The 12,064-nt window shown below is 39.5% G+C and carries 7 protein-coding genes; all 7 read right to left on the reverse strand.

What is annotated here, in order from left to right:
- Positions 1 to 17: 17 nt before the first annotated feature.
- Positions 18 to 3,452 carry a SusC/RagA family TonB-linked outer membrane protein gene (locus LVD16_RS26905; protein ID WP_233771391.1) on the reverse strand — a complete coding sequence of 1,145 codons (3,435 nt, stop codon included), beginning with the start codon at positions 3,450 to 3,452 and terminating at the stop codon, positions 18 to 20.
- 143 nt (positions 3,453 to 3,595) lie between these two features.
- Entirely contained in the window at positions 3,596 to 4,696 is a 1,101-nt protein-coding gene (locus LVD16_RS26910) for a FecR family protein (protein ID WP_233771392.1), read from the reverse strand.
- Between the two features lie 80 nt (positions 4,697 to 4,776).
- Positions 4,777 to 5,355 (reverse strand): RNA polymerase sigma factor, encoded by a 579-nt coding sequence (locus LVD16_RS26915; RefSeq protein ID WP_233771393.1) that lies wholly within the window; start codon positions 5,353 to 5,355, stop codon positions 4,777 to 4,779.
- A gap of 194 nt (positions 5,356 to 5,549) precedes the next feature.
- Entirely contained in the window at positions 5,550 to 7,355 is a 1,806-nt protein-coding gene (locus tag LVD16_RS26920; RefSeq protein ID WP_233771394.1) for a glycoside hydrolase family 2 protein, read from the reverse strand.
- Between the two features lie 40 nt (positions 7,356 to 7,395).
- Entirely contained in the window at positions 7,396 to 9,825 is a 2,430-nt protein-coding gene (locus tag LVD16_RS26925) for a glutaminase family protein (RefSeq protein WP_233771395.1), read from the reverse strand.
- Positions 9,826 to 9,867: 42 nt separating this feature from the next.
- Positions 9,868 to 10,902, reverse strand: a complete 1,035-nt coding sequence (locus LVD16_RS26930) for a glycoside hydrolase family 43 protein (RefSeq protein WP_233771396.1) — start codon at positions 10,900 to 10,902, stop codon at positions 9,868 to 9,870.
- Positions 10,899 to 12,062: an aldose epimerase family protein gene (locus LVD16_RS26935; protein WP_233771397.1), complete on the reverse strand. Its 1,164-nt coding sequence runs from the start codon at positions 12,060 to 12,062 to the stop codon at positions 10,899 to 10,901. Before LVD16_RS26935 ends, LVD16_RS26930 begins: the two co-directional genes overlap by 4 nt.
- Positions 12,063 to 12,064: the final 2 nt, after the last annotated feature.

The following is a 12,064-nucleotide window of genomic DNA, read 5'->3' on the forward strand; positions in this document are numbered from 1 at the left end:
AATTCGTAATTCTCAGATTAAAAATTGGCCAATAAGCCTACGTTAAAGACCTTCTGTATAGGATAACCCAGGCCATTTCCACCCACCTCAGGATCCCATAATTTGAATTTACTCCACACCATTGGGTTGGTGCTGTTCAAATAAATTCTTAGAGACTTCATTTTTAATTTGGTAGTAACATTAGCAGGCACATTATAACCTAGCTCTACTTGTTTCAACCTTAAAAATGATCCATTGCGCATAAACCATGTATTACGAACATTATTATTATCGTTACCTGAAGCATTGCTACTAAGCCTTGGCCAAAGAGCATAAATATCCTGATCCTCTTCTGACCAATGATCATCAGCATATGCTTTAAGTAATTGCGTATCTCCACGGAAAGGTGCGGTGCCATTGGCGTCTATCCAGAAAGACCTTCTGCCTAGACCTTGAAAGAAAATGGAAAAATCAAAGTTCTTATACCCTACAGATAGACCAAAACCGTAAACTATTTCTGGTATAGTAGGATAGCCGATGGGCACTTCATCTAAAGCGGTAATTCTACCGTCGCCATTTACATCATGGTATTTGATATCTCCACCTCCATATTGGCCAAACTGTTGGGGTGATTTCTGAGTTTCAGCATCATCAACAAACAGACGCTCAGCCAGATATCCCCATTGCTGACTTATAGGATAACCTCTTCTTGATTTCCATGGAGCATCAGGGTATTCAGGTTCTTCAAAAACCTTAAATTCACTAGTGGCATAGGTAAAGTTTCCTCTGGCCTGTAACCAGAAACTATTATTGAAATAATGATTGTAATCTAATGACAGGTCAACACCTTTACCTTCAACTTCACCAATATTAGACTGCGGCTGTGCCGAAAGGCCCATTTCTGCCGGTATGTCAGCACGGCTTTGAAGTATGTTGGTTCTTAATTCCCTATAAAAATCTGCCTGAAAATTTAGCTGGTCCATAATGCCGATTTCTACACCGATATTGGTCTTAGCCGCCTTTTCCCAGGTAATGTTAGGATCAGAGTATCTGTATATACCCATTCCGTTTCGGTAATAGCCATTATTAGTACCAAACACGGCTCCATGTGCAGGATCATTCAGATTAACATCTGACAGATATAAGAATCTATCGCCAGGAGCTCCAATAGCATCATTTCCACTTATACCGTAGGTTCCTCTAAGTTTGAATAGTGTAATCTTCTGCTTTAAAGGCTCCCAAAACGGCTCGTTAGAAACGTTCCAGGCTAGACCTACAGCTGGAAATAATCCCCATCTATGGTCTTTATAAAAACGCTCTGAAGCATTATATCCAAAGCTGAGTTCCGTAAAATATCTGTCTTTATATGAGTATGTAGCTCTACCTGCCAGGCCAACATTTCTAAATGGTAAGGATGACTGTAGGTTGCCGGCATTTCCTGTTAATCGGTTTTGAACCAGGAACACCAATGCCCCACCTACTTTATGGATTTTATTGATCTCCCCACTGTAGTTTAAAGAAGACTCAAAGTAAAAATGAGACTGTACATCTTTTCCGCCAGGCACATAATCCAAATATTCTCTTCCCCCCTCTTCATTTAGTAATTCGATACTGTATTGGTCAGAGTATTTATCATAATTCTGAACGCTATACCAGTAAGGTGCATATTGTCTGGTTACATCAAAATAGGTGTACTTTCTGGTATTCACCCTTGCTCTGGCACGTAAACCTTTCACCAAAAATGACAAATCTTGCTGCAGTTGTAGCTGAGCATTCATATTAGACCTGGAGTACTCTTTATAACCCCTCACTAATTCTGCATATGGGTTTCGGCTAAAGCCTCCACCGTCATTTTGGTAGTTTCCAAACATAATATGCTGCACATGCTCATGTTCCGCATCAATGGGGAAATAAGCAGGAAAGCGAGTAGGATTAGTGTGCATAATATCCCAATACACCTGCGCTCCACCACTTATAGGCCCGGCATAATCATCAAATGCACCATAAAGGAGTACATCTAGCTCAGTAGTTTTAGTAAGGTTGATGTTTACATTTGAGCGTAGGGAATAAGTTTTAAGGCTAACGTTATTGTTAAAATTATTACGATTATCCACCTTCAACAAGCCATTATCATGATTAAAGGATGCGGCCACGTAGTATCGCGCTACTTGTCCTCCACCTTTCACATTTATATTGGCCCTCTGATTCATGGTGTAATCCTTAATCAGCTCATTTCTCCAATCTGTAGACGGATAAACAAGTGAGTTACCTCCTTCTCTGGTTTTCTCGATTTTCTCCTGAGTATAAGGTAATTGGCCTAGCGGATCTCTGGTAAGAACGGCTTCATTATTTAGCGTCATATAGGTAATAGGATCGGCCAGTTCTACCTCTCTGGTAGGCATAGATACTGAATTTTCCAACCTTACTGATACTGTTGCTTTACCTTCTTTACCTTCTTTACTTTTAATTAAGATTACACCATTAGCCGCACGGCTACCATAAAGGGCAGTAGCTGTAGCATCTTTCATAATGGAAAAACTCTCTATATCATCTGGGTGCAATCTTGCTAAATCTGTAGATGTACTTTCAATACCATCTATCAGAATTAAGGGATCACTTTTATAACCAAACGTGGTTACACCTCTAATAAAAAACTGAGCATTATCCTGACCTGGCTCACCACTGGGTTGGTATGAGATCATACCTGAAACTCTACCAGCCATAGCTGTGGTAAGGTTACTGGATGGAACTTTCAATTCCGCTGGCTTAATGGAAGTTACTGAGGCTACCAGATCCTGCTTTTTTTGTTCACCAAAGGCTACTACCACCACCTCTTCAAGGGCAGTAATATCTGGTTCTAGCTGTACATTTACTTCTTTGCGGTTATCTATAAGTACCTCTTGGCTCTTGTATCCTATAAATGAAAATATTAGGGTATTTTTTCCGTCTGGTATGGTAAGTGAGTATTTACCGTCAAGATCGGTAACAGTACCTATGGTGGTTCCTTTTACGAGCACGTTAACACCAGGAAGGGGCTCATCTTCTTCCGAGAGCACCTGGCCGGTTATTCTGGTATCGAATATTACTACATCGATTTCTTTAGTGCTGCCTTTTCTCTTATTGACATGCACATTTTCATTGATCTGTTTGAATTGAAGACCTCCAAGCCTGGAAATCTCAATAAGAAGGTCAGAAACAGGACCTTGTTTATGATAGTTGATCTTTAGATCGTTATTAACGATTTGATTATCATATGAGAAGTGTAGATAGGTTTTCTTCTCTATGTCATCAAACGCTTCTTTGATAGATGCTTGTGTAAGATCCAGGTTAACCACAATATTCTTCACACTAGATATTCTCTGCGCAGTAAGATCTGTAGCAGAAAGCACAGTCATAGTGAGAATCTGTATGAATAAAATGGCAATAAATTTCCCTGAATACATCACAATACGGTGAAGTAAAGTTTTTTTCATAGTTGATGGTTTGTTTCAAACATGTAATAAATCCAGCCGGGTTTACGTCGCCAAACTAGCCCAGTGGATGAAAGAAAAACCGTAAGTAAATCGGTTTAATAGCAAGTCAACTAGTATTCTGATTTTTCATGAGGTGTGTGTGTTTAGGGTTTATAATTTATAGTAACGTGTTTATCTTCTATGGTATAAGAGAAGCCTTGAGTGAAACTCAGGCCATCTAATACGCGCTCCAGACTTTCGTCTTTATACTGCCCCGAATACCGCCATTCGCGGATTTTATCGGAAGTATTTTGAAAGTCGAACTCTACTCCATACCAGCGTGAAAGGGTAGAAAAAACCTCCTCCTGATCAGCATTTTGAAAGCTGATGATGTTGTTTTTCCAAGCCAGCACCAAAGTGGGATTGAACATCTCCCGGTGAGTAGTGTGCTTTAACAGATCAAATTTTAATTGCTCTCCCGGGGTGATAATGTGCTTATCATCTTTACCATTAGGACCTTCTACTTTTACCTTACCAGTAACTAATGATACTTTTAAAGGTGATCCGTCTTCGATGTATTTTATATTAAATGAGGTACCTAAAGCCGTGGTTAATATATCTGCGCTATGAACCACAAACGGCTTTTCCGTATTCTTTTCTACTTCAAAGAATGCCTCTCCTTTTAAGTATACTTCCCTGGTTAGTCCTTCAAACTTCTCTTTGTAAAGCAGCTCACTCTCAGCATTTAAGGTAACTTTAGAACCATCAGGCAGCTTTATCTTAGACTTTTGGCCTTTAGGGTTCTGCTTTCTTACCCAAAGAATTTCTTCTTTCATCTCTTTAGTCGTTGAGCCAAAGAAATAGCCGGTGATAAAAACTCCTATTATTAATAAAGAAGCAGCTACACCTAAATTAATGAGTAAGGCACGTCGCTTAACGGTCTTTTTTTTAGGAAGATCAGGATTTACATACCTGGGGTGGATAGGAAGCACCTTTCCGTTATCTTTTTTTTGATTATCAGTAGATTGATTGGTTTCTTCAATCCGCTTCCAGAGCTTCTCTCTTTTTTTCTGGCTTACCTCTTTCCTTTCAGCCTCAAGATCTAACAGAACTTTGCGGGCTTGCTCTATGACAGAGTAGGCTTCCGGGTGGTCTTTGATCCACTCTAGCCAATATGCTTCTAATTCAGAGTTGGGCGTAAGCACCCAGGCTCTAAAATCAGCATTGTCAAGGAAATCGCTTATTTGGTAACGATTGAAATTCACAGATAAAAGCAGTTATTTATCTGTAAGAGAGATGGTAAAAGAAAATCTCACCATTTATAACTCAAATTTTTAAAAAAAATTTAACGTAGTACTTTCTTCAGTTTTCCTATGGCTTTGGAAATGAGATTATAGGTAGATTCAATGCTCAAATTCATGATATCAGAGATTTCCTCATTACTGAAATTATCCTGATACCTAAGTTTTATTATCTCTCTCTGTCTTTTGGTAAGGTGCTGTAATGAGTTACTGAATTTCTTTTTACGCTCTTTTTCTGTTTGTTCAGAAATTAAATCTTCTTCATAAGAAGGTACACCTTCCAGATATACTTCATTAATGTCTGACGTCGGGTATTTACGAGATGCCTTAAGCACATGTATCACCTTTCTCTGCAAAGATTTAAATAGGTAGAATTTCAGAGAAGACTTAATTTGAATGTTGTTTTTATACTTCCATATGTCAGTAAATACATCATGAATACAGTCTTCAATAACTGATTCATCAGAAGTTATTCTTCTGCCATAAGAAAATAGATCATCGAGGTATAGATCATATAAATGTCTAAATGCCAGCTTGTTTCCAGATTGCACATCAATCCATAATTGATGGCATTCTATATCAAGCTGCTCGGTAGTAGGGTTAGTTGCGATTGAGAGATTCATAAGAGCGTTGATTCATCCTATGATTTCAATGTATGAATATATTTTGAAACTTGAAAACGATTGCAGTATAAAATGTAAAACTTACGGTTATTATTTTATTTTTCTAACTTTCTATTATACAAATCCTATAAAAAGGAAACAGGCCAGCCATTTACATGACCAGCCTGTTTGTCCAAACTAAACCTACTTACTACTTAGTCTTCAATGCTTTGTATCACTTTTTCATTGGCCTCACGTACTCTGTCTTCGTCCACTTTAATCACCTTTCTATCGTAAGTTAAAAGGCCATTTACCTCCACCTCTACATCAGTGGTTTGTGTATAAACAGCTGCTGAAAATCCTCTTTTAGCTAGTTCTGCTAATTTCTCAGCATATTTTACATATTCATCAGTTACTGCTTTAGAGTTTTTAAACTGTACATATCCCCAGTTCTTATCAGGCACCCATAGATGACCTTCAAGCGCCAGGCCTATACCTCCATACTCTCCAAGTACGGTAGATCTCATACCATCATATAAGTACATATCTGGTCCCGGGTAATTGTGAAGATCCAGCATATCTCCTGTTTGGAAGTGATTACCACCACTAGCAGGGTTCACTAGTCTTGATGGATCGTACTCCTTAGTCCACTCTACAATTTCTTTAGTTTTAAACTGTCCCCATGCCTCGTTGAAAGGCACCCAAACTACTATACTTGGATATGAGTAGAGATAATCCATAATTTCTTTCCACTCTTTTCTATAAGTAGCTTCTGATTCAGCTGATCTCTGTAGTTCTTCGCCCTGGAAGTAATGGTGGTTATCCCATCTTTGGAATCTCTCGCCGCTAGGCATATCTTGCCATACTAATATTCCAAGCTTATCACAATGCGTATACCATCTTGCTGGCTCTACTTTTACGTGCTTTCTGATCATGTTGAAACCAAAGTCTTTGGTTTTTTTGATGTCATATACCAAAGCTTCATCAGTAGGAGCAGTGTATAATCCATCAGGCCACCAGCCCTGATCTAAAGGACCAAACTGGAATACGTCCTTGTTATTCAGTTGCAAACGCACTATGCCGTGCTCATCTCTTTTCTGAGATATTTTTCTCATAGCAAAATAGCTTTTCACATTATCCAGTGCTTTGCCATTTTGTACCAACTTCACTTCTATATCATATAAGAAGGGTGAATCCGGAGTCCATAATTTTGCATCAGCTATAGAGATTTCTACTGCCTGATTTGCAGCAGCTTTCGCAGTAGTTACTACCTTACCATCAGCCTTAACAATCACCTCAGCAATGTCAGCATATTGCTCATCATTGGTTTCTACCTTAATAGAAACACTGTTGTTATCGATGTTTGGAGTAGTTTTTAAGTTAGTGATATAGTGCTCAGGCACAGGCTCTAACCATACTGTTTGCCAGATACCAGTTACCGGAGTATACCAGATTCCTTCCGGATTTTTCACCTGCTTACCTCTTGGCTGATGACCTCTGTCTGAAGGATCCCAAACTTTCACCATCAGCTTCTGGCTGCCAGATTTGTTAATAAATGGAGTAATATCGAAAGAGAAAGGCGTGTATCCACCTGTGTGCTCACCTACTTTGATATCATTAACCCAAATTTCTGTTTTCCAATCTACCGCTCCAAAATGAAGTAGCACATGATTTCTCTTCCAGCTGCTAGGCACTTCGAAAGTTCTTTTATACCAAAGCTCATTTTGCTCGCCTACAGTCTTTTGCACGCCAGAAAGGCTAGACTCCACTGCAAATGGCACTAATATTTTTCCATCAAATCCTGCTGGTTTTTCACCTTTTGGCTTTATGGCATAATCCCATAGGCCGTTAAGGTTTTTCCAGTCAGATCTTTCCATGATCGGTCTTGGGTATTCGCCAAGTACATTATTCGGGTCTACTTTCTCAGCCCATTCAGTTTTTATTTTATCGCCAGCCGGCTTCCATTGAGCCTGTGCTGTTATCATTACAAAACAGGCCGCTACAGCTAGTAGTCTTTTCATTGAGTCTTAATTTTTATGATTTTCTTCTTAATTGTATTTCTTAGTTATCCATCATTTTGATGAAATAGCCACCCACAACGCTACGTGCCTGAAAGCCAATATGCTTTCCGTTTGTAGTTTCATGCCAGTCGCTTAAAGGTATTCTGTCTGATGTCTCTGTGGCGAATTTGTATATTGGCTTTACCAGAGCTTCAAAGTCTTTTTGATTATCAGCTAAAGTGGCTGTCCACATGATCCAGTCAGACTTGGTGTAAGTTTTACGGCTATCTAATGGCAAGCCATAGTTATTTTGATGGCTTAGATAATAGGCCATTTCTTTTTCGTAAACCTCCTCAGGGAAAATATTTAGGTCTAAAAGCTTATCCCATACCAGATTGTATTTTTGGCTCCAGGTACCTGGATTCTCAAAGGTTAGCGAGTAATGATCACCGTCACCAGCCAGTTTCATCCATTTTTGAGCAAAGTCTTTAGCCATCTTATCATACTGCTGATAGGTATCTTCTTCGCCTAGCATTTTGGCCAGCTTAGCATAACAGCCAATACCCACAATAGCCTTCACTGATAGGTTAGCATTTCTTGCTATATGACCAGCAAAATCATCTGTACACAGCTGATTTTCAGGATCAAAGCCATCTCTTTCAAGGAATTTCACCCACTGTGTTAATGACTCCCAGTGCTTCTTGGCATAGTCTGCATTACCTTCTGCATCTGCTATAGCCGCAGTAAGTATAATCATGTTTCCAGATTCTTCTACTGGCATATCACCACCGTAAACCTGACCATTAGCTTTTGGATAAGTACCTAAATCATGTGCAGCAAAAGGCTTTTTCCACTTTCCACTTTCGCTGTAGTAGAAAATACCGTTGAGCATTCCTTTTAATAAATCAGGGTTATAGATAAGGAAAAGCGGTGCAGATGGATAAGTAACGTCTACTGTGTTAATACAACCATTACTATAATTTTCTTTAGATAAGAAAAGTATCTCACCATCAGGGCTCTTGACTAATTTGTGAGCAGAAATAGCTTGTCTGTAAGCTATAGCACAAAGTTTAGCATACTCCACGCCGCCTGCTTTCTCTGCTTTTTTATAAAGACTTTCGTCGAATGACTGGCATTGTTTTATGATGCTTTCGTATTCTTTCGACGCAGCAGTTAGCTCACCTTCAATGGTAGCTTTACCATCGTTATTCCACCATGGTCTGATTTCCTGCTCGAAATATTCTACAGCATATTTATCATCATAGCCAAGTAAAAACAGCCCTTCAGACTCCTTTTTACTTACACTTCCTAAATCAATAGATGTACTTAAAATGGTGTTAAGTCCTGTTTCAGAACCTTTGCTATCCACCTTATTTACAGACTGTTTCACATTGCTCCCACTTTTTGTAGCCACGTACATGTATCCCCAGTCTATTCGAAGGTCATCTCCTTTTTTCTTTAATACCGGCTGCGCTTGTGTTCCTGCTTTCAGAATTGTTAAGCCACCCTCAGTTAAAGTCTCTGCCTCCACCTTTTGAGCTGGAGTGTTTACGGCAATCATGGCCGAAGCATCTAACCTTACTTTTACCTTATGCTCTTTACCATCATTAGATTTCACGGCATAGTTGATGTATGAAACCGGTCTTGACATTAAATCAAGATTGTCCATTAACAATGGCGATGTGAAAGTTAACCTAGCATCTACGCCTCCACAGGTAAAGTCATAAATGGTTTGAGTGGGTGTTATGCTCACCCCTTTTTGTACACCTACTAAATCATTGGTGTTTTTTTCAATTCTTTCGCTAACCAAACCGGCATCTAACCAGGCTCCGCCAGCTGTATTTAATATATGTATGGCTAGCACGTTTTTGCCTACCTTCAGACTTTTCTTAGCAGCCGCTTTCAGATCCACAAAATTATATTTGGTATCCCAGCCTACCTTTTCAAATACTTGCTCTCCGTTTATAAAGATCTTAATATTATCATCATGGCTGATTTTTAGCTGCCAATTACTTGCATCGAAACCTTTTTTTAGAGTAAACTCTCTTCTTACATATAAGTCATGGCTTTTCCATACTGTTTTAGCAGTAGAAGGGTTATCACCAAAAGGAGCTTCGGTCGTTTTCCAGCTGCTGTCATCAAAATCAACTGCCTTCCAGCCTTCTGCAGGCTTAGACTCTGTGAATTTACAGGTGTAATCCTGCATGTCTGAAGTAGGAAGAATAGCATCATAAGCTACCGGCTTTTTACCTAGTACTCTATATTCCTTTCCATCTACCTCTACATAGCCAATTAATGGCTGATCAGATCCTGTCCAGTGCCTGGTAGAAGCATCTGTAAGCTTATCATTAAAAGACCAAATACTGAAATATGGATCATGAGCCACTAACGGATAAGCCGGTGCTTTCTCAGCCTGTGCCTGAGCCATATTGCTTATGAAAATGAGTAATAAGAAAGAAGGAATAAATCCTAAAACTAGTTTTTTGTTCATAAGGGTAGCTTTGAGGTTGTATTAATAGGTTATTGGTTTAAATTATTTGTCTGACGGAATAGGTAGCTCTTCACCCTCTTTTACCGGGGTACCAAAATTTGGAGTACCATCAGTGTTCCAGGTAAACTTTTGAGCTCTAGGTGATCTTTTAGGACCACAACCTAAGCCTGACTCTGAATTAGCATGGTATAGAATCCAATCTTCAGTACCATCTGCAGATTTGAAGAATGAATTGTGCCCCGGGGCATATACTCCATTTTCAGGTGCCTGCTCGAATACCGGATCTTTTGATTTTTTCCAGTTATCCGCATTCATCAGGTCCTGATCATTATCTACAGCCAGCATTCCAAGTGCATAATAATCTGTCCAGCAAGCACTTGCAGAATAGATTATAAATATCTTATTACCATGTTTTAACGGCTGAGGACCTTCATTTACATAGATGTGCTCCATGTCCTCTCCTTCCCATGTAACTTTACCATGCTTTTCCCAATCATAGGTAGGAGTAGAAATCATGGTTCTTTTCCCCTCTAGAGTCCAGGGGTTTTTCATTCTAGAAATGTAAATGTCCTGGCGGCCATTCCTGGCTCCTTCCCAGCCCGACCATACCATATAAAGCTGGCCATTGTTTTCAAACACTGAACCATCGATAGCCCAGTGATCTCCGTTATCCTGAAGCTTTCCTTTTACGGTCCAGTTTCCCTTTAGCGGATCCTGACTGTCGCACTCCAGCACCCACATTCTGTGGTTAATGTTTTTACCGTTATCAGCGGCTACATAGACATACCATTTGCCCTGCAGGTAATGAATCTCCGGAGCCCAAAGCTCTTTTGAGTTCATGCCTTCCGCCGGTGGGTTCCACACTACTTTACTTTCTGCAGTAGGTATATCAGCAATGTTTTTAGTTTTCCAGATTTTAATATTTCTACCCATGGTATGGGTGTAGTAGTAATATCCATCTTTATAAATCACCCATGGATCTGGACCGCCAGGTAATATTGGATTAGTGAAGGTTTTAGACTGCCCCCACGCAAGCGCAGGGAACAGAACTAAAACTAATAAATACCTTAATTTCATTTGGTAGAGAACTTGTAGGTGGTAGATGTGTGATACGTCTCACCAGGATTTAACTCAACAGACGGGAAGTCTGGCTGGTTAGGAGAATCCGGGTAGTGCTCTGTTTCTAAAGCTATACCCCATCTGTATTTATAAGCTACACCACCTTTACCAGTTAAAGAGCCATCCAGGAAGTTTCCAGAATAGAACTGTAAGCCAGGCTCTGTAGTAAAGATCTCCATTAATCTACCGCTCTTAGGCTCGTAAACGCTAGCCGCTTTGGTCATACCTTCACCATCAGCATTTAAAACCCAGCAGTGATCATAACCACCACCGTATGTAAGCTGCTGATTATCTTCACCAATTCTAGCTCCGATAGCTGTGGGCTCTCTAAAATCAAATGGAGTGCCATCCACAGATTCCAGCTGACCTTCAGGAATAAGCGTGCTATCTATAGGCACAAACTTATCTGCATTGATCATTACCTCATGACCTAAAATATCACCTTTTACTCCGCCAGTAAGATTGAAGTAAGAGTGGTTAGTTAGGTTTACTATTGTTTTTTTATCAGTAGTAGCGGTGTAATCGATTTTAAGACTGTTATCATCTGTAAGCACGTAAGTAACTTCTACTTTTAGCTCACCAGGATAACCTTCTTCCATATCAGGGCTTACATAGTTTAGCTTTAGTCCCTCACCTTCATCTGTAGTGATTTTTTCAGCATCCCAAACTACTTTATCAAACCCTTTTTTTCCACCGTGCAAAGTGTTTACACCATTATTCACTGCCAAAGTATATTCCTCACCATCTAAAGTGAATTTACCTTTAGCAATACGGTTTCCATATCTACCAATTAGGGCACCAAAATAAGGGCTATCCTTTTGGTAATCAGCAAGATTATCATACCCTAGCACTACATCTTCTAACTTACCAGTTTTATCAGGTACCATTAAAGACGTGATGATACCTCCGTAATTAGTAATGTGTGCTTCCACACCATGGCTGTTTTTAAGGGTGTACAAAGACACCTTCTTTCCATCAGCTTCACCAAATTCTTTAGGTTCATTACTTACAGCAGTAGTATCTGCTGTTTCTGTTTCATTATTCTCTTTCTTAGGACCACATGCCAGTACGCACACAAAGGCTACTAACAATAGTCCCAGGTTTAGTTTTGATTTCATTA

The organism is Fulvivirga ligni, from assembly GCF_021389935.1.
In the GTDB taxonomy this organism is placed as follows: Bacteria; Bacteroidota; Bacteroidia; order Cytophagales; family Cyclobacteriaceae; genus Fulvivirga; species Fulvivirga ligni.

Excerpts from the sequence above, each read along its gene's own strand:
- LVD16_RS26905 (WP_233771391.1), bottom strand. The coding sequence starts at position 3,452 with ATGAAAAAAACTTTACTTCACCGTATTGTGATGTATTCAGGGAAATTT.
- LVD16_RS26915 (WP_233771393.1), bottom strand. The coding sequence starts at position 5,355 with ATGAATCTCTCAATCGCAACTAACCCTACTACCGAGCAGCTTGATATA.
- LVD16_RS26920 (WP_233771394.1), bottom strand. The coding sequence starts at position 7,355 with ATGAAAAGACTACTAGCTGTAGCGGCCTGTTTTGTAATGATAACAGCA.
- LVD16_RS26925 (WP_233771395.1), bottom strand. The coding sequence starts at position 9,825 with ATGAACAAAAAACTAGTTTTAGGATTTATTCCTTCTTTCTTATTACTC.
- LVD16_RS26930 (WP_233771396.1), bottom strand. The coding sequence starts at position 10,902 with ATGAAATTAAGGTATTTATTAGTTTTAGTTCTGTTCCCTGCGCTTGCG.
- LVD16_RS26935 (WP_233771397.1), bottom strand. The coding sequence starts at position 12,062 with ATGAAATCAAAACTAAACCTGGGACTATTGTTAGTAGCCTTTGTGTGC.